The following is an 18,887-nucleotide window of genomic DNA, read 5'->3' as shown; positions in this document are numbered from 1 at the left end:
GTCGACCCGCAGCCAGCGGATCCCAGGCCGGCCCGAAGGGCGCCGGGCCCCACACCGCAGCCTCACCGACACCCCCGCACCCGTGCGGCCGTCGGGCACCGCCGGCCGCCGACTATGGTGGGGCATCTGCGTACAGACTTAAGGGGCAGTAGTGAAGGACGGCGGTCAGCGGCGGTACGGCCCGCTCGGCACGGCTCTGGTGATCATCCCGACCTATGACGAGGCGGAGAACATCAAGCCGATCGTCGGCAGGGTGCGGGAGTCCGTGCCCGACGCCCACGTGCTGATCGCGGACGACAACAGCCCCGACGGCACAGGCAAGTTGGCGGACGAGCTCGAGGCCGGCGACGACCACGTCCACGTACTGCACCGCAAGGGCAAGGAAGGCCTGGGCGCCGCCTACCTGGCGGGATTCCGCTGGGGCATCGAGAACGGCTACGACGTCCTCGTCGAGATGGACGCGGACGGCTCGCACCGCCCCGAGGAACTGCCCCGGCTGCTGACCGCACTGAAGGGCGCGGACCTGGTGCTCGGCTCCCGCTGGGTGCCCGGCGGCCGGGTCGTCAACTGGCCCAAGTCCCGCGAATTCATCTCCCGCGGCGGCAGCCTGTACTCGCGGCTGCTGCTCGACGTCCCGATCCGCGACGTCACCGGCGGCTACCGCGCCTTCCGCAAGGAGACCCTGCAGGGACTCGGCCTCGACGCCGTCGCCTCACAGGGCTACTGCTTCCAGGTCGACCTGGCCCGGCGCGCGGTCAAGGCCGGATACCACGTGGTCGAGGTGCCCATCACGTTCGTCGAGCGCGAGCACGGTGACTCCAAGATGAGCCGGGACATCCTGGTCGAGGCGCTGTGGCGGGTCACCGCCTGGGGCGTCTCGGAGCGGCTCGGCAAGGTCACCGGCGGGCGCAAGCGCCCGTCGCGGCCGCGCAGCTGACCCACCGCGTCCCGCTCGTCGGCTTCGCGTCCGGTCGACCGTTTACGTCGTACGGACGCGTGTGCGGGCACACTGGAGTCATGACGACCGGCACTCCGCCTCCGACCCCGTCCGCCCGACCGCCGCGCTCGCGGCTGCGCAGGTTCCTGCCGCTCGGCCTCGCCGCCTGGCTGGTACTGGAGATCTGGCTGCTCAGCGTGGTGGCAGGAGCCGCCGGCGGCCTGACCGTCTTCCTGCTGCTCCTCGCCGGAGTCGTTCTCGGCGGGATCGTCATCAAGCGTGCCGGCCGCCGCGCCTTCAAGAGCCTCAACGAACAGCTCAGGGCGGCCCAGCTGGGCGCCGTACCGGACACCTCGGGGCGCTCCGAGGGGAACGGCCTGACGATGCTCGGCGGGCTGCTCCTGATGCTCCCCGGCCTGGTCTCGGACGCCGTCGGCCTGGTGCTCCTGCTGCCGCCGGTCCGCAAGACGGTCGCCGCCCGCTCCGAGCGGGCCATGGAGCGCCGCCTGCGCGAGTCCGGCCCGGGGACGTTCGAGAACGCCTACCAACAGGCCCGTATGCATCGCCCTGACGGCAAGGTCGTCCCCGGCGAGGTGATCCGGGACGACACTCCGCCGCCGCAGGACGAAGGCCCGCGCCCGCCGATCGCTTCCTGAGCCGGATCGCTCTGCCTGGGCCGGGGGAAGTCTCGGCGCGAGCTGCGCGTGGGCCGGGCCATGAAAAAGCCGTGGGTGGCAGCACATCGAAATGTGCTGCCACCCACGGCTCTCGTTCTTCGCCGTGCTGGTCGCCTCGGTGGAGTCAGGCGGACTTACGGCTGCTGTCGCGCGGATGCACGGCAATGTTCATCGCGCCGGAGCGCAGGACGGCCAGGCGTTCGGCCAGGACCTCCTCCAACTCCTCACGGGTACGTCGCTCCATGAGCATGTCCCAGTGCGTTCGCGCAGGCTTGCCCTTCTTCTCTTCGGGACCGTCGCCGTCCACCAGAAGTGCCTGGGCCCCGCAGACCTTGCACTCCCACTCCGGCGGAATCTCCGCCTCTACCGAGAACGGCATCTCGAATCGATGTCCGTTCTGGCATGCGTACTCCACGGCCTGGCGAGGGGCCAAGTCGATGCCGCGGTCGGTCTCGTAGCTGGTCACCACGAGGCGCGTGCCGCGAAGAGCTCGCTCACTCATGAATCGTGCCTCCCGGGCTTGTCGCCCACAGGACAGGTGTCGCTGTCGTCGTCATCCGGTCAACGTCCGGTCGGCGGTAAAGATTCCCGGTTCCGGGTCATGTGTCGCCGTCGTAGCCGCCCTTGTTGTACCCACCGGTGCCCGGTTTGTCACATCTGACAGGAGATGTCACTCAGCGTCTCCGATACTTCGGCACGCAGTAACGGTCCATCCGGCAGGCCAAAGGCGTACACTACCGGCCTTTGGCCTTCAGGGGTAAATCCGCCGGACAAAAGGTTCGCGCGGCCTCAGCGGCGAGAACTCGTGCGCCGCGGTCGGGGTTCCGCGGCGGCGGCGCCGGTCTCGGGAATGGCGAAGACGCGCAGGAAGAGCTGTGCGAGCGGGCCGATGGTGAGTGCGTAGGCGACGGTACCGATTCCCAGGGTCCCGCCGAGCAGGAAGCCCACGACGACCACGGTCACTTCCACCCCCGTCCGCATCAGTCTGATCGACCGGCCGGTGGCCTGGTGCAGGCCCGTCATCAGGCCGTCGCGCGGGCCGGGTCCGAAGCGGGCCGAGATGTACAGGCCGGTGGCCGCGCCGTTGAGCACGATCCCGGCGACGAGCAGCGGGATGCGTACGGCGAGCGTGTGGGCGTCCGGGGCGGCTGCGAGGGTCGCGTCCAACGCGATGCCCACCACGAAGACGTTGGACACGGTGCCGAGCCCCGGGCGCTGGCGCAGTGGGATCCACAGCACAAGCACTGCGGCGCCGACGATGATCGAGACCACGCCGATCGTCAGGCCGGTCAGCTCGGCCAGGCCCTGATGCAGGACGTTCCACGGTTCGAGGCCGAGGCCGGCGCGTACCAGGAGGGCGGAACTCGCGCCGTACAGCACGAGTCCGACGTAGAGCTGCAACAGCCGGCGGGGGAGCCGGCGGGCTCGTGGCGTCGGGTCGGCGGGCAAGTGGTGCCTCCCTGGTGGTCGCTGCGGACTTGCCTGTGACACTCTGTGGCTCGTTGGACTCTTCGAACCATGGCCAATTCAGGTTAGGTGGACTGATTCGAATGGCGCAGTGGACGTCGGCGGTGGGTGCCACTCAGCTGGCCCGCCTGATCGGGTCTCAGCAGGAACGACCCGCAGGACCCGGCACCCGCAGGCCTCCCGCCTATCGTGCGCTCGCCGACGGCGTCCGGCTGCTCGTCCTGGAAGGCCGGGTGCCGGTCGCCGCGCGACTGCCCGCCGAACGCGAGCTCGCACTCGCGTTGAACGTCAGCCGCACCACCGTCGCCGCCGCCTACGAGGCGCTGCGCAGTGAGGGCTTTCTCGAATCCCGTCGCGGAGCGGGCAGTTGGACCGCCGTGCCGGCCGGCAACCCGCTGCCTGCCCGCGGCCTGGAACCGTTGCCCCCGGAGGCGCTCGGTTCGATGATCGACCTCGGCTGCGCCGCACTGCCGGCGCCCGAACCCTGGCTCACCCGCGCCGTTCAGGGCGCCCTGGAAGAGCTGCCGCCGTACGCCCACACGCACGGCGACTATCCCGCCGGGCTGCCCGCGCTGAGGCAGATGCTCGCCGACCGCTACACCGAGCGCGGCATCCCCACGATGCCCGAGCAGATCATGGTCACCACCGGTGCCATGGGGGCGATCGACGCCATCTGTCACCTCTTCGGCGGACGCGGGGAGCGGATCGCCGTCGAGTCCCCGTCGTACGCCAACATCCTGCAGCTGATGCGCGAGGCGGGGGCACGCCTGGTGCCGGTGGCGATGGCCCCCGGCCTCGCGGGCTGGGACACGGACCGTTGGCGTCAGGTGCTGCGGGACGCGGCGCCGCGGCTCGGGTACGTCGTGGCCGACTTCCACAATCCGACCGGCGCGTTGCCCGACGACGGTCAGCGGCGCTCGCTCGTGGAGGCCGCTCGGTCCGCCGGTACCGTCCTCATCGCCGACGAGACGATGTCCGAGTTGTGGCTCGACACCGAGGTCGAGATGCCGCGCCCGGTCTGTGCGTTCGACCCGGCGGGGTCCACCGTGATCACGGTCGGGTCCGCCAGCAAGGCCTTCTGGGCTGGCATGCGCATCGGCTGGGTGCGGGCGGCGCCCGACGTCATCCGGAGCCTGGTCTCGGCGCGCGCGTACGCGGACATGGGTACGCCGGTGCTCGAACAGCTCGCGGTGAACTGGCTGTTGACCACCGGCGGCTGGGCCGAGGCCGTGGACCTGCGCAGGCAGCAGGCACGCGGCAACCGGGACGCCCTGGTCGCCGCGGTGCGCCGCGAGCTGCCCGAATTCGAGTTCCAGGTCCCGCACGGTGGACTGACGCTCTGGGTGCGGGCCGGAGGCCTGTCGGGATCCCGGCTGGCCGAGGTCGGGGAGCGGGTCGGGGTCAGGGTCCCGTCCGGTCCGCGGTTCGGCGTCGACGGAGCCTTCGAGGGATACGTACGGCTGCCGTTCACCGTGGGCGGAGCGCTGGCGGACGAGGCGGCGACGCGGCTCGCGGCCGCGGCGCGCCTGGTCCGTGAGGGAGCCGGAACGGGCGCCGAGGCGCCGCGCACCTACGTGGCCTGACCCGTCACCGGTACGGCTCCGGGGCGGCCCGCTTCACCTCTCGACGGCGACGGTCGCCGGCTGCGCATCGAGCGCCGGCGGAGTCTCGGCCGCGGGCTCCAGCTCGATCGCCTGCTGGCCCTCCATCGCGCACTCCGCCTCGACGGCGGGCTGTTCCTGGCCCGCCTTCCGCAGCTCGACCGCCGGCCGCACCTCGGTGGCGGGCTTGGGCCGCTCGGGCAGCAGGTCGAGCACGGCCTGCCGGTGGGCGTCGCTGGTGGCGTCGTCGTACGGGTCCGGGGTCGCCGGCACCTGGAGCCGGTGCACCGGGCCGAGTCCCAGGCGTGCGTAGCCCCGGCCGGCCGGTGCGTCCGGGATCGGGGTGCTGTTGGGCCGCGTGCCCAGTACCGACTCGATCTGGCCCGGCGATGCGGGACCGAGCACCACGCGCGCGCGGGTGTGCTGGCGCACGGGGGCGGACAGCGCGTCCAGGCTGTCGAACTGCTCGGCCACCAGGACCGTCACGTTGGCGGCCCTGCCGTGTCGTAGCGGCACCTGCAGCAGGGACTGCGGGTCGGGGCGTCCATCGGCCTCCGCGAGCTGCAGCAGAGCGCTCGGCCGGTCGAGCAGGACCCACAGCGGCCTACGGGTGTCCTCGGGCGGGGTCCGTCCCTCCTGCCGGGCCCGGTTGGCGGCGATCAGGCGCCGTTCCGTCTCGTGCGACGCCCACTCGAGGGTCGCGGAGGCACCCGCCGCACCGCATTCGACGGCGACGACTCCGTTGCGCCCGGCGAGGCAGGCGTACTCTCCGGTGCCGCCGCCGTCCACGATGGCTACGTCGCCGTTCTGCAGGGCCTGCAGGGCGACGGAACGCAGCAGCGTGGAGGTCCCGCTCCCGGGCTGGCCCACCGCGAGCAGATGGGGCTCGGTGGAGCGGATCCCCGTGCGCCAGACCACCGGCGACGCGTCCCGCTGCTCGTCACCGGTCTGCACCGGCAGGGTGCGCTGGACATGGGTGCCGTCGGTGAAGCCGAGCACGGTCTCGCCCGGCGAGGTCACGAACCGCTGGGCACTGATGTCGGCCGGCAGTGCGGAGAGGACGGTCACCGTGAGGCGGTTGGCCTCCTCGTCCCAGTCGAAGTGGTATTCGCGGCCGCGGCCGGATTTTGCCTGGAGCAGCTGCTCGATCCGCGCGCGGGACTCCGTCTCGCCGTCCTTGAAGTACGCGGGGTAGTGCACGACCAGACGGCAGACCCGGCCGTCGTCGTCGAAATCGTGGGTCTCGAAGGCCTGGTCCCATGTACCGCCGTGCGCGAAGAGGGGACTGGGGTCCTCAGGCACGGAGAAATACGGCACGAGCGCGTCGTAGAGGGCCTGCAGCCTCTCGGTGTGCGCGTCGTCCGGGCCGGTCTGCGGGGGAGTGCGGTCACGGCCGACCCACGCGGCGGCCGCCATCAGGGCGACGAGTGCGAGCACGGGTCCGTACGGGACGAGGGCCACGACCAGGGCGCAGGAGGCCACCAGGAAGAGCACGGGACCGCGTCGGTCCTTGGGTGTCTCGATCCACTTGCGCCGCCCGGCCCCGGCAAGGCGGCGCAGTCCCCGGGTGATCGTGATCAGGGGATGGAGTACGTCGGTGGCGCTGTCGGCTGCGGTTCTCGCCAGCTCCCTGCTGCGGGTGATCGAGGCAGTGCCGCTGGTCAGGATGCGGGGGAGTGGTCGCCTGGCCACGGTGTTCTCCTGAAGTCGTTCCGGTGGGACGGATAGGTCAGAACTTGATCCCGCCGAGGAGGCTGGCCAGGCTCGCTCCTCCGGCCTTGATGCTCGGGGCGATGGCGGTGCCCGCGAGATAGAAGCCGAACAGGGCGCACACCAGCGCGTGCGAGGCCTTGAGTCCGTCTTTTCGGAAGAAGAGGAAGACGATGACTCCGAGCAGTACGACGCCCGAGATGGACAGGATCATGAGGGTCTCCTGGTTGAGGGGGACAGTCACCATGAGTTCTTCCAGGCTCACAGCATGTATCCATACGATAAAAGGTGCAACTGGGTGAAATTCCGCCGATTTCACCGATGCGGCGCAGCACTTCAGGGCCACCCGGGTGTGGAGACGGGGCCGCTGCGGTACGGCGACGATCATTGCCTCCGGCGGGCGGACTCATGTGCCCACCTGGGCAGTACGCTGGCGATTCACCCGGTCGGCCGAGGACTCACCGACGCCCGGACGGCCCCACCCATTCCGTAGCGAAAGGCGGTCCTGCCGATGACTGAGGCACCCGATCCGGAGGTCGTGGAGCTCGCCACGAAGATCTTCGATCTGGCGCGGCAGGGCGAGACCGAGGCCCTCTCGGCGTACCTCGACGCGGGCGTGCCGGTGAATCTCACCAACGACCGCGGCGACACCCTGGTGATGCTCGCCGCCTATCACGGGCACCCCGCCGCGGTCCGCGCGCTGCTGCAGCGCGGCGCCGACGCGAACCGGGTCAACGACCGCGGCCAGACCCCGCTCGCCGGCGCCGTGTTCAAGGGCGAGGACGAGGTCGTGCGGGCCCTGCTCGACGGCGGTGCCGACCCGGCGGCCGGGACGCCATCGGCCGTGGACACCGCCCGGATGTTCGGCAAGGAGGAACTGCTCGAGCGGTTCGGGTCCGCGTGAGCGCCGGCTGAACGCCCGGCGACCCCGCGGTGCCGGGCCGGCGCGGCGATGAGCGGAAATGTGGTCGCGGCGGGCTGAACCGCTGGGTCATCATGACGGCGTGATTCACGGACACGACTGCTGGGCAGACGCCGCAGCACGCGGGCCGTGAACGGCCCGTTCCGGGTCATCGACGAGAGGCAGAGGAAGATGGTCTTCAGCAAGCGAGAGACGACGGGCAGTCGCATCTGTTGTCGCGCGGCCAGGTAAAGCGATCCCCTGTTGCGTCGACAGCTTGATGTGAGGCTCATTCCATGTTCGATACGGTCATAGCGCCCAGCGGTACGCTGCTCGGCCTGCTCCAGCGGGGGCGGGGCGACGGCACGCTGCACGCACTCACCGCGCCCCGTTCCGAGGCACTCGCGGCACTGAACGCCTGTGTGACCAGCGATCCACGCCACGACTGGCAGGTGGAGAACCGCTCGCTCTACTACGCCCGTCTCTACGTCGACCTGCACGGCGGCCTCGACGAGATCGAACAGCACCTGTTCTGCGTGGAGGACGCGCTCGACGACGCCGAGTCACGCACCGGACTCGCCCTCGCGGTACTCGGCCACCTCGCCTCCTACGGGCGCGCGGACGCACTCGTCCTGCTGCGCCGGTACGCGGCCACCGGCGCCAGCTGGGCCTGGGCCCTCGACGAGCTGGCCCTGCGCGACGAGGACGCGGGACTCAAGGAGCTCGCCGGCCCCGTCCTGGCCAGATTCCCGCGGACCGCGGAGGGCGAGAGGGAACTCGCCGCCGCCGTGCGCGATGCCTTCGAGCCCCGGCCGTGGCGGCTGTGGGCCGACGACCCGCGGCCGGAGATCTCCGGCCGGGTGCGTGCCGCCGGTGAACGCGGCTCCTTCGACCAGTGGCAGCGCCAGCTCAGCAGTACCGGGCCGCGTCCGGGATGGAGCGTGCAGGCCGTCTTCGACTGGGCCGAGGAGGCAGTCGAGCGCGGGCCCGGCCGGCATCTGCCCGCAGCCCGTTGCCTGGCCGCCGTGGCCGGCGACGAGGACCGGCCCGAGATTCTCGACGCGGCGCGGTCCGGGCGTGACGGCGCCCGCGCGACGGCGCTGCGCTATCTGGCGGCCGTACGCGATCCCGAGGTGCTCGGTCTGATCGAGGCCGCGGTCGCCCCCGGTGAACCCGGGGTCGTGCTGGATGCCGCCGTCGACGCTTTTGAGCGCATGCCCGGCGAGGACGCCGTGGCGCGTGCCCGGGTGTGGGTGCACCGGGCGGACGAGTTGGGCGCCGCCGCGGGCCGTGTGCTCGCCTGCCGTGGCGGAGTACGCGATCACGCGCTCGTGCTGTCCGCGCTGCGCCGTGCGGTGCGCGACGACGAACGGGCCGGCTCGCCCTCGCTCTGGCAACTGGTCGACGGGGCCGGGCGGCTCGGTATCGCCGCGGCGGCGCCCGTGTTGCGCCACGTGTACCGGGAGACCGCCTCGTCGCATCTGCGCGGCCGGGCGGCGCGCGCCCTCGCCGCCACCGATCCCACCTTCGCCGCCGGCTTCGCGGTGGAGTGCCTGTGGGACTGCGAGGAGTCCACCCGGGAGGTCGCGGCCCGGCACGCGGAGACCGGCGACGCGCGCGTGGTCGAGCAGTTGCGCCGGCTCGCGGCGGATCCCGCCGAGGAGGACGAGGTGCAGACCGCGGTCCGCAGCCGGATCGGGCCCGAGGCCACGGCGTAGGTCCGACGGGCCGGGTGCGCGGCCGGCGGCGGATCGTGCACGGGTCAGTGGGCGAGTGCGGACCGTTGGCGCTCGCGGTGGGCGCGGGCGGTGGCGATCACGTTCTCGAGGCTGTCCCGTGTGCGCATCAGATCCTCGATGTGCGCCGAGAGCCGCTCGTGCTCCTGTGCCATGCGTTCCAGCGAAGCGTCGGTGGTCTCCTCGCTGGGGGCCTCCACGCACGGGAGGAGTTCGGCGATGGTGCGGCTGGACAGGCCCGCGGCGTACAAGCGCTGGATGAAGGCGACCCGTTCGACCTCCTCGTCCGTGTAGTGGCGCTGGCCGCCGGGGCTGCGCGTGCTGGCGAGAAGTCCTTGTTCCTCGTAGTACCGCAGTGACCGGACGCTGACGCCCGTCCGTGTCGCGAGCTCTCCGATGCGCATGCCACCCCTCCTGGCTGTGATGCGGGACACAGGGCCTTGACCCTGACATCCGTGTGAGGTTCTAGCGTAACCGGCAGGCCTGGAACCGGGCCTATCGCCTCACAAGGGAGTCCTGCCGTGACGACACTTTTCGACCGCCATCAGCTCGGTGAACTCACCCTGCCCAACCGTGTGGTGATGGCTCCGATGACACGGGTCCGGGCCGCCGCCGGCGGTCTTGCGACGCCCTCGATGGCGACGTACTACGCCCAGCGGGCCACCGCCGGACTCATCGTGACCGAGGGCGTACAGCCCAGTCCGATCGGCCAGTCCAACCCGGGGACGCCGGGGCTCCACACCGACGAGCAGGTCGTCGCCTGGCGCCCGGTCACCGGGGCGGTGCACGCCAACGGCGGCCGTGTCTTCGCCCAGATCATGCACGGAGGACGGGTCTCGCATCCGGACACCATCGGGATGCAGCCCGTCGGGCCCTCGCAGGTGGCGGCCGACGGCGACGTGTTCACTCCGGCCGGACCGCGACCCGCGCCGATGCCCCGCGCTCTGGCCACCTCCGAGGTGCCGGAGCACGCCCGGTCGTACGCCGAAGCGGCGCGGCGGGCCGTCGACGCCGGATTCGACGGTGTGGAGCTGCACGGCGCGAACGGCTATCTGATCTCGCAGTTCCTCTCCTCGAACGCCAATCTGCGCACCGACCGCTACGGCGGGTCGACGGCCAACCGGATCCGCTTCGCCGTCGAGGCGGTCGCGGCGACCGTGGACGCCGTCGGGGCCGCCAGGACCGGCATCCGGCTCTCCCCTGGCGGGGGATTCTGGGGCGTCGAGGAGCGTGATGTGCCCGTGCTGTACGGCGAGTTGCGGAATGAACTGGCCGCGCTGGGGCCGGCCTACGTCCACCTCGAGGCCACCGCGGACGAAGAGGTCCTGTCGGGGCTGCGCCGCGCCTGGCCCGGGACGCTGATCATGAACCCTTCGCTGCCGATGGGGCCCAAGCAGGCGGGGCCCGCCGACGCCGACCGCTGGCTCGGCCTCGGAGCCGATCTGATCAGCTTCGGTCGCGCCTTCGTGGCGAACCCCGACCTCGTCGAGCGCCTGCGCACCAACCTGCCGATCGCCCCGGTGGACGAGGCGACGTACTACCAGGGCGGCGACGCGGGATACCTCACGTACCCGGCGTACCAGCACACGGCCTGAGACGGACGTGACGGGTCCGTCGGCCAGGTCGTCCTTCAACGGGCCGTGGTCGGCGCGCGGTTGACAGCGGCGGACCGGGGTCGCCCCTAGCGTGGCGGGCCGGTCCGCCGGGCAGCGGACAAGCACCCGCATCTGTGCCGTTTCGGCTGTTGTCAGTGCTAGCGCCTAATCTTGCCGTCGTGACTGCACCTGCCCAGGCCAAGACCGTCCCGTCCCCGGCCCCGGGCCCGGCCGCCGACGAGGGCCTGGCCCGGCGGCTGCGCGCGCTCGCCTGCACCGCCCCGCTGCACGACCTGGACGTACGCAAGGCGAATCTGGCGGGTGCCTATGCGGTGTACGCGATGGCGGAGGTCGCCCTCTCGGCCATCGACCTCGTCACGCTCAACATGGACTTCGACACCGGCGCCGACCACGACCAGATAGTGACCAGACTCGTGCCCCGCGTGGCCGCCCAGGCTCCGGGCCGGCCCGCCGACGAACACGAGCGCGTGGCCCGCTGGGTCCTGGAGAACCTGATCAACGTCGGCAGCGTCGACCGCGGCTTCCGCGCCGTCTACGGCACCTTCGCCCCCGACGGCAGTTACGTCCGCAGGGACTACGACTTCAAGCTCGTCGAGGAGGTGCCGGGCACCGGAGGCGGCGTCTACCTGCGCACCACCGACGAAGCGGTCAACGTCCTGGTGGGAGCCCTGGACACCGACGTCACCAGCGCCCAGATCGCCGCCGAGGTCAAGCTCGAGGTACTGATCAACCGCGGCAGGCTCGCCGACGCCCAACTTGCCGCCGAGCAGGCCAGGTACCGGACCGTCCAGTACTCCGAGACCCTGCGCCGCGCCCTCGACGCCACCCGGCGCAACGTACGGGCGGTGGACTGGCTGCAGTCCGTACCCGACATGATCGACGAGGCGCTCGCCCACGTGGCCGACCGCTACCGCCACGAGAACGCCATCCTGATGAACATCCGCAAGGCCCGGGACGAGGCCGAGGACCACGAGCACAAGCGCCGCGCCGCCGAACTGGTCGACATCGTCAAGGACTGCATCCGCAGGCACACCCAGCTCCAGTCCCGGCTCCTCGAGGCAGGACCGCTGTTCCGCGCCGAGCAGGACCGGCAGGCCTTCGCCCCGCCCGCCGCACACACCGGACTCGACCTGTACGGCCAACTGCTCGCTCCCGCGCTGCCGTTGCCGCTGGAGCAGGCGGGCCGGGTCACCGACGCCTTCTTCGCGAACGGCACCGGACTGCGCACACCGTCCGCCGTCCGCCTCGGCGACCTGGTGGACCTGCTCCTGACGCCGCCCGTGGAGCGCGCACACCTGGGTGCCGAGATGCCCGAGCCCGACCTGATCGCGACCCCGGACGACAGCCGCTTCAGCGAGGAGCAGCTGGCAGTCGCGACGGACCTCCTGGACATCGCGCACGACGCCCCGCGCAGACTCTCCGGTCTGCTCGCCGACGCCCGCCGCACCGACCCCGAACTGCCCTATCTGGTGGCACTCCTGGCCGTGCACGCCGCCAGCCCGCCGGTGGGCACCGCCTACCGGCAGGGCGAGCCACGGCTGCTCTTCGCCGTCGATGACGGCACGCAGCTCGACGACCCCGAGTTCGGCGGTGCGGACCTGATCGTCGGCACCGCGCTGCTGGACGCCGTCGGCATGGCCGCCGGACGTACCGAGGCTGTCTGATGGCCCCGCCCACCCCACCCCGGACCCCGCACATCACCCCTATCGAGGAGCACCAGCCGTGAGCGACCACCACGCAGACAGGGCCGCGTGGAGTGAGCCCGAGGCCCGCCCGGCGCCCGCTCCGGTCACCCCGGCCGACGCCGCGGACGCGGCCCGCCTGGTGTCCTTCGGGCTGCAGCCGAAGCTGCAGCCGGCCAGGGACGCCGAGTACGCCGACCTGCTCCGGCGGTACCGCGAGGACCCGCCCTTCGCCCGCCTCGCCGACGCCGTCGCGAGCGGCCTCGGCCTTGTCGTGCTGGAGGTCTCCGCGCGCGCGGGCATGGCCGTCACGGCCGCCGAGGACTCCGTCTTCGCCGTACGGATGGGGGACTACGCGCGCCGCGCCGCATCCGACACCGGCGACCGCTTCCTGCACGGCCTCGCCCACCTCGCCGTCGCCGCGATGGCGTTCCCGCGCCCCGAGGACCTCGCCGACGACGGATACATCGGGCGGGTCACCGTGCACGGTGTGGACGCCTTCGTGCGGCAGGCCTGCCGCCGCCTGGAGGAGCGCGCGGACGAGCGCGGGGAGAACACGGACCCGGCCACCGACGCCCCCGGTCTCGAGGCCGCATGGCGGGTCTGGGCGCGGCGCAGTGCCACCGGGGCGACCAAGGACGCCCGCCGTCTCGCCGGTTCCACGACCGGCATCGTCGGAAAGGCGGTCGCCTTCCTCACCGACTCCGGATTTCTGCAGCGCACCGGTGACGACTCCGGAGGCACCTACCGCACCACCGCCCGCTACCAGCTGCAGGTGCGGGACACGGCCGGCAGCGCCGCCCTCGCCGAGCTGCTCGAACTGGGTGTGGTGCCGGTCTCCGACGGCTCCGCCAGTCTGCTGCCGCCCGCCGACCCGCAGGAAGTGGGCCTGGTCGCCGACGCGGGCCTGCCCCTGCACGCCGACCGGGCCTGACAGGCCCCCACCCGTCCGTACCCCCGATCACCGACCCACCACGAGAGTCCGCCGCCATGTACGAGTTGTCCCGGGTCCGCCTCTACTCGATCGGCCCTGCGGGGGCGCGCTACGCCGACACCGTGCTCGACCTGCGCGGCGTCGGCGAAACCGTGCCCGAACCCGCGCCCGCCCAGGCGGAGTTCTTCGAGGACGAGCCCACCGGGCCGCCGCGCAGGCCCGCCCCGGCCGGTGTCCTCTTCCTGGAGAACGGCGGAGGCAAGTCGGTCCTGCTCAAACTGATCTTCTCGGTCATGCTGCCGGGCCACCGCAACACCCTGGGCGGCGCGAGCTCCGGCGTACTGCGCAAGTTCCTGCTCGCCGACGACTGCGGTCACGTGGCTCTCGAGTGGCAGCACACCCTCACCGGTGAGGCCGTCGTCGTCGGTAAGGCGAGCGAGTGGCGGGGGCGGCAAGTGTCCAGCGACCCGCGGAAGTTCGCGGAGGGCTGGTACTCGTTCCGGCCCGGTCCCGGCCTCAGTCTCGACAATCTGCCGGTCGCCGAGGCCACCGCGGTGCGCCCGCACGCCGAAGGCGCTTCGGGGGCCAGCGGGCGGCGGCGCACCATGAAGGGCTTCCGGGACGCGCTGGCCGAGGCGGGCAAGGCGTATCCGCACCTGGAGGTGCACTGGGAGGAGATCCACGACCGGTGGAACGAGCACCTGGGCGACCTCGGTCTCGACCCCGAACTCTTCCGCTACCAGCGGGAGATGAACGCGGACGAGGGTGAGGCGGCCGGGCTCTTCGCGGTCAAGAAGGACTCCGACTTCACCGACCTGCTGCTGCGGGCCGTCACCGACACCCGCGACACCGACGGCCTCGCCGACCTGGTCAGCAGCTTCGGCACGAAGCTCGGCCGTCGCGCGGAGCTCATCGCGGAGCGAGACTTCACGGCCGGTTCGGTCGACCTGCTCGGGCGCATCGTGGAGTCCACCGAGGCGCGGGCACGCGCACGTGACGTGCATGCGGGCGCCGAACGCCGCACCCGCACCCTCGCCGGCCGCCTCTCGGCCCGTGCCGCCGAGGAGCGCGGCCGCACCGCGGACCTGGCCGAACGGCTCGCGGCGGCCGAGCAGCACGTCGCCGAAGCGGGCCGGGAACAGGACACGCGAGCGGCGATCGCCGCGGAACTCGCTTACCGCAACGCGTCGTTGGCGCTCTCCGCCGCGGAGAAGGCCGCCGGGTCGCAGAAGCGCGAGCTGGCCGACGCGCGCACCCTGCACTCCGCCTGGCAGGCCGCTGAAGCGGTACTCCGGCACCGTGCATCGGCCGACCGCACCGCACGCGTGGCCGCCGCCATCCGCGAGGCCGAACGGGACGCGGCGCCGGCCCTCGCCGCCCGCGCGAGCGCGGCCGCCGATCTGGTCCGTGCGCTGCATGCCGCAGCGGAAGAAGCGGAGACCCTGGCGAACGGCGAGGAGGAGCGGTCCGCCGTCCTGCAGGAGACCGGCGAGGCGGCCCACCGCGACGCCACCGCCGCGGCCACCGAAGCGCAACGGGCCCGCAGCGAGACCGGTCACCTGCGCCAACGCCTCGCCGAGGTCGAGCAGGAGACCGACGAGGCTGTACGCGCGGGCTGGCTCGACGACTCGGCCCCGGACGCCGACCCGGCCAGGGCGGCGCTCGCCGCCAGCGACGCCGAGCAGACGGCCGTCGAGGCGTGGGACCTCGCGCGCGACGCGTCCCGTACCGCCGCGGACCTGGCCCGCGACACGACGTCCACCGAGGGCCGCGCCGAACTCACCGCGGCCCGTGCGGCCGACGCCGCCGATGCGGCCGACGTCGCGTACACGGCGGAGCTTCGTACGGCGGAGGTCCTCGCCGCCGAGGAACGGCTCGCGGAGCTGCTCAGTCTGCCGGGCACGCTGCCGGCCGCGAGCGGGTCCGTGCCCGCCCCGCGGGGCGCCGGGGCCGAGGCGGGCGGACCGGAGCCCACCGCGCCGGAGCCGTCCGGGGGCCCTGTACTCCGCCGGGCCGCGGACGGCCCCTTGGGCGCGGCCGAACTCGACCGTTTCGCCGACGAGTTGCGTGAGCTGCTCGACCAGGGTGTCGCCGGCGCCGAGCGCCAGCTCTTCGATCTCCGTACCGCCGCCGCCGACGACGCACGCATTCTCGGCGCGCTCGGCGACGGCGGACTGCTGCCGCCCGGACCCGACGTGCTGGCCACCGTCGAGTACCTGGCCGAGCACGGCATCCCTGCGCTGCCCGGCTGGCGCTACCTGGCGCAGGCCGTCGACCCGGTGGACCACGCACGTGTCCTCGCCGCCCGCCCCGAGCTCGTCGACGGGGTGGTCCTCACCGACCCGGCGGCCCACGCGCGAGCCCGTGAGGCGCTCGCGGCGGCCGCACTGCTGCCGCGCTCCACGGTCGCGGTCGGCACCGCGGCGGCGCTGCTCGCGCCGGCGCCGGATTCCGGGACGGACCACGGCGACGTGTTCCTCGTACCGCCGAACCCGGCGATGCACGACGAGCATGCGGCGGACGCCGAGCGGCAGTCGCTGCGCAGCCGGGCCGCCGCCCGTGACGAGGAGATCCGAGCGCTCGCGGACCGCCTCGGCAAGGACCGCGAGCTCGCCTCCCGACTGGCGTCCTGGCGCGCCGGCTGCCCGGCGGGCCGCCTTGCCGAGCTGGCCGAAGCGGCCCGGGTGGCACGGGAGTTCGCCGAGGAGTCGGAGGCCGAGCTCGCCGAGGCCCGTGCCCGGCGGATGGAGGCCGACGAGTCAGCGGCGGACGCCGCGCGGGTGCGCGACGAACGGCAGGACGCCGCGCAGCGGGCCCGCCGGGCCGCGGACGCTCTGGCCGGCCTGGCGTTCCGGCTCCGCGAGCGCTCCGGCTGGCAGGCGCGGCTGCGCGAACTCGCCGACGACGCGGCCGAGTCGGAGGGGCAGGCGCAGTCCTGCCTCGAGCGGGCACGGGCCGCCGACGAGGACCGCCGCGCAGCCCAGCGCGCCGCCGACGACGCCCGGCGCACCGCACGGACCTTGCGCGCCGAGCGGGCCGAGATCGCGGGCGCGCCGGACGAGATTCCGGAGGCGGACGGCCCCCGCGCGCCGCTGCCCGCCCTGCGCGAGGCGTACCGCGCCGCCTCCCAGCTGTACGAGAAGGTCGGTGTCGGTGCCGACCTGCGCGCCGAACAGGCCCGCGCGGAGAGCGAGGAGAGCTCCGCCACCGCCGAGCTCGAGCGGTTGACCAACAAGGTCCGCACCCGCGCGGCCCAGCTCCTCGAAGGGCCGGACGGAGCGGACGGACCCTCCCGGCAGGCCGCCGCCGCCCGTGCCGAGTCCCTGGTCCAGATGCTCGAGGCCAGGGCGTCCACGGCGAGCGAGCAGCTGGGACGCCTGCGCGGCGAGGCCGAGCGCCTGTCGCCCGAGGACGGGGCCGCACACACCGAACTGGCCGACGACCTGGTGCCGGCCGACGCCGACCACGCGCAGCAGCTGCTGCGCGCGGCGACCGCCGAGCGGGCCGCCGCGGCCGAGGCGTTCGAACGGGCGGGGCAGGCCCACACCGCGCTGCTCGCCGACCACCGCGCGGCGGAGGACGCGGCGGGCGGCTTCGACGAGACGGCCGCACTGCTGCGGGACCTGCTGCGGGACCATCAGGACGACGAGGACGGCGACCCCGAGCCGTATCCGGGGACCTTGGAGCAGGCCCGTACGGCAGCGGCGGAGGCGCGGCGCTCGCTGCGCGGCTGCGCCGCGGACCTGTCCGCGGCCGAAGCGGCGGTGCGGGAGGCGAGCGACGTCCTGGTCCGGCACGCCAACGCCACGCGCTACGAGCAGGTCCGCACCCCGGCCAGGCAGCAGATCAGGGAGCTGCCCGCCGCCGCCCTGCCCGAGCACGCGGCACGCTGGGCCGAGGCCTTCGCGCCCCGACTGCGCGTCCTCACCGACGAGTTGGAGCAACTGGAACGCAACCGCGACAGCATCGTGGACCGGCTGCGCGGACTGGTCGGCACCGCGCTCGCCACCCTGCGCTCCGCGCAGCGTCTGTCCCGCCTGCCGGAGGGCCTCGGCGAGTGGTCGGGCCAGGAATTCGTGCGGATCCGCTTCGAGGAGCCGGACCAGGCGACCCTGGTGGAACGCCTCGGCGAGGTCGTGGACGAGGCCACCAAAGCGGCCGTCCGCAAGAACTCCGATCTGCGCAGGGACGGAATGTCCCTGCTCCTGCGGGGAGTCCAGGCCGCACTCGAACCTCGAGGGGTGTCCGTCGAGATCCTCAAGCCGGACGCCGTGCTGCGCGCCGAGCGGGTGCCGGTGGGGCAGATGGGCGATGTCTTCTCCGGTGGCCAGCTGCTCACGGCCGCGATCGCGCTCTACTGCACGATGGCCGCACTGCGCAGCAACGACCGCGGCCGGGACAAGCACCGGCACGCCGGCACCCTGTTCCTCGACAATCCGATCGGGCGGGCCAACGCCACGTATCTGCTCGAACTGCAGCGGGCTGTGGCCGACGCCCTCGGGGTCCAACTCCTGTACACCACAGGGCTTTTCGACACCACGGCGCTCGCCGAGTTCCCCCTGGTCATCCGGCTGCGCAACGATGCGGACCTACGCGCGGGGCTGAAGTACATCAGCGTGGAGGAGCACCTGCGGCCGGGACTGCCCGCGCCGGAGGCCGAGGGCGAGGCCATCCAGGGCGAGATCACGGCCACGCGTATGTTCCGTAAACCGGCCGTGGAGGTCTGAGGGCCGCCGCGGCCCTGCCTGCCGCGGCGGATCGACGGGACACCGCGGATCAGCGGGACACCGGAAGCGTCCGGCCGGTCAGGCCCGTGAGAGGTGACCGCTGCCGGCTGGCCGGGCCCGAGCCGTGGCGCGGGCGGCGCGACGGGCGCGGCGGCGCTCCTTGCGCAGCCGGCGGGCGGTGCTGCCGGGGGAGGAGACGACGCCGTTGCGCTGGTTCCAGACCTGGCGGGTGACCCATACGTCCAGTACGCCCCAGGTGGCCACGACGGTGCTGGCGACGCTGGAGAGCACCATGGGGAAGGCCAGCCAGGAGCCGGCGATCGTGCAGAGGAAGGCGACCATGGCCTGGATCAGGGTCAACGACACTATGAGCACCGCCCGGACTGCGGCGGTCCGTACCGGATCGGGCATCCGGGGCTGGGCCACCGGTTCGTCGATCCACAATTCGCTTTCCGGCATGTGCTGTTCTGCCGTCCCCATTCGACCGTCTCTCTTCATCACTTCGCAGCCACTCGCCCCGGTCCCCGGAGGCGATGCCTCCTTGACTGCCCGGCTTGCACCGGTTCACGCCGCCTTCATGGGTGGTTTCGGCGCCTCATGCGGAACATGGGCGCGATCCGCCGACTCCCTACCGGAACTGACGATTGAACCCCTTCAAGAATTCCCCTACTCGGTTGTCCCGACGAAAAATTCCGGCCAACTGGCCACTGGCTCACCGAGAGTGGGCTGTAGATCACATCGAAGCCGGTGGGTGTCCATCTCCGGGTAAGAACGGACAACTCATGACGCAAGCTTTGCAGGGCGGCCGGAAAGTGCCCGGACAAGCCTTCGAGTTGCTCACTCGTCAGTAGTAGGCTCGCGCAGATTATTGACGCAAGTACCCCCGTCGAGGGGCTGAG

At 72.5% G+C, this 18,887-nt stretch carries 15 protein-coding genes; 9 read left to right on the top strand and 6 right to left on the bottom strand.

What is annotated here, in order from left to right:
* Window positions 1–151: 151 nt before the first annotated feature.
* On the top strand, window positions 152–937 hold the full coding sequence (locus DSC45_RS07935) for a polyprenol monophosphomannose synthase (RefSeq protein WP_119288544.1): 786 nt from the start codon (window positions 152–154) through the stop codon (window positions 935–937).
* A gap of 80 nt (window positions 938–1,017) precedes the next feature.
* Window positions 1,018–1,593 carry an FxsA family membrane protein gene (gene fxsA, locus DSC45_RS07930; protein ID WP_119288542.1) on the top strand — a complete coding sequence of 192 codons (576 nt, stop codon included), beginning with the start codon at window positions 1,018–1,020 and terminating at the stop codon, window positions 1,591–1,593.
* 145 nt (window positions 1,594–1,738) lie between these two features.
* Here fxsA and DSC45_RS07925 read toward each other — a convergent pair whose 3' ends face one another.
* Window positions 1,739–2,116 carry an RNA polymerase-binding protein RbpA gene (locus tag DSC45_RS07925; protein WP_119288540.1) on the bottom strand — a complete coding sequence of 126 codons (378 nt, stop codon included), beginning with the start codon at window positions 2,114–2,116 and terminating at the stop codon, window positions 1,739–1,741.
* Between the two features lie 287 nt (window positions 2,117–2,403).
* Complete coding sequence (locus tag DSC45_RS07920) at window positions 2,404–3,063, bottom strand: membrane protein YczE (protein WP_119288538.1); 660 nt, start codon at window positions 3,061–3,063, stop codon at window positions 2,404–2,406.
* Window positions 3,064–3,164: 101 nt separating this feature from the next.
* On the opposite strand from DSC45_RS07920, the gene DSC45_RS07915 reads away from it, so the two are divergent.
* Complete coding sequence (locus DSC45_RS07915; RefSeq protein WP_119288536.1) at window positions 3,165–4,664, top strand: SCO1417 family PLP biosynthesis transcription factor; 1,500 nt, start codon at window positions 3,165–3,167, stop codon at window positions 4,662–4,664.
* A gap of 33 nt (window positions 4,665–4,697) precedes the next feature.
* Here the strand turns inward: DSC45_RS07915 and DSC45_RS07910 are convergent, their stop codons facing one another.
* The gene (locus DSC45_RS07910; RefSeq protein ID WP_119288535.1) at window positions 4,698–6,374 is read right to left on the bottom strand and encodes a hypothetical protein; all 1,677 of its coding nucleotides are present in this window, start codon (window positions 6,372–6,374) and stop codon (window positions 4,698–4,700) included.
* Between the two features lie 37 nt (window positions 6,375–6,411).
* A complete protein-coding gene (locus DSC45_RS07905; protein ID WP_030360399.1) occupies window positions 6,412–6,606 on the bottom strand; it encodes a hypothetical protein in 195 nt (64 codons plus the stop codon).
* Between the two features lie 297 nt (window positions 6,607–6,903).
* Here DSC45_RS07905 and DSC45_RS07900 point away from each other — a divergent pair, with 297 nt between their 5' ends.
* Window positions 6,904–7,296 carry an ankyrin repeat domain-containing protein gene (locus DSC45_RS07900; protein WP_119288533.1) on the top strand — a complete coding sequence of 131 codons (393 nt, stop codon included), beginning with the start codon at window positions 6,904–6,906 and terminating at the stop codon, window positions 7,294–7,296.
* Between the two features lie 293 nt (window positions 7,297–7,589).
* Window positions 7,590–9,011, top strand: a complete 1,422-nt coding sequence (locus tag DSC45_RS07890; protein ID WP_119288531.1) for a HEAT repeat domain-containing protein — start codon at window positions 7,590–7,592, stop codon at window positions 9,009–9,011.
* A 44-nt stretch (window positions 9,012–9,055) separates the two neighbouring features.
* Here DSC45_RS07890 and DSC45_RS07885 read toward each other — a convergent pair whose 3' ends face one another.
* The gene (locus DSC45_RS07885; protein WP_119288529.1) at window positions 9,056–9,433 is read right to left on the bottom strand and encodes a MerR family transcriptional regulator; all 378 of its coding nucleotides are present in this window, start codon (window positions 9,431–9,433) and stop codon (window positions 9,056–9,058) included.
* A gap of 117 nt (window positions 9,434–9,550) precedes the next feature.
* Between DSC45_RS07885 and DSC45_RS07880 the strand changes: the two genes are divergently transcribed.
* The 4 genes from DSC45_RS07880 to DSC45_RS07865 all read left to right on the top strand — a co-directional run bounded on the left by DSC45_RS07880 (window position 9,551) and on the right by DSC45_RS07865 (window position 17,988).
* Entirely contained in the window at window positions 9,551–10,624 is a 1,074-nt protein-coding gene (locus DSC45_RS07880) for an alkene reductase (protein WP_119288527.1), read from the top strand.
* Window positions 10,625–10,803: 179 nt separating this feature from the next.
* Entirely contained in the window at window positions 10,804–12,309 is a 1,506-nt protein-coding gene (locus DSC45_RS07875; protein ID WP_119288525.1) for a hypothetical protein, read from the top strand.
* Between the two features lie 58 nt (window positions 12,310–12,367).
* Complete coding sequence (locus DSC45_RS07870; RefSeq protein ID WP_119288523.1) at window positions 12,368–13,261, top strand: hypothetical protein; 894 nt, start codon at window positions 12,368–12,370, stop codon at window positions 13,259–13,261.
* 56 nt (window positions 13,262–13,317) lie between these two features.
* Window positions 13,318–17,988 (top strand): hypothetical protein, encoded by a 4,671-nt coding sequence (locus DSC45_RS07865; RefSeq protein WP_119288521.1) that lies wholly within the window; start codon window positions 13,318–13,320, stop codon window positions 17,986–17,988.
* A gap of 78 nt (window positions 17,989–18,066) precedes the next feature.
* Here the strand turns inward: DSC45_RS07865 and DSC45_RS07860 are convergent, their stop codons facing one another.
* Window positions 18,067–18,486 (bottom strand): hypothetical protein, encoded by a 420-nt coding sequence (locus DSC45_RS07860; RefSeq protein ID WP_240434534.1) that lies wholly within the window; start codon window positions 18,484–18,486, stop codon window positions 18,067–18,069.
* Between the last annotated feature and the right edge of the window lie 401 nt (window positions 18,487–18,887).

The organism is Streptomyces sp. YIM 130001 (assembly GCF_003574445.1).
GTDB lineage: Bacteria > Actinomycetota > Actinomycetes > Streptomycetales > Streptomycetaceae > Streptomyces.
This window is presented reverse-complemented; position numbering and strand designations above follow the sequence as displayed.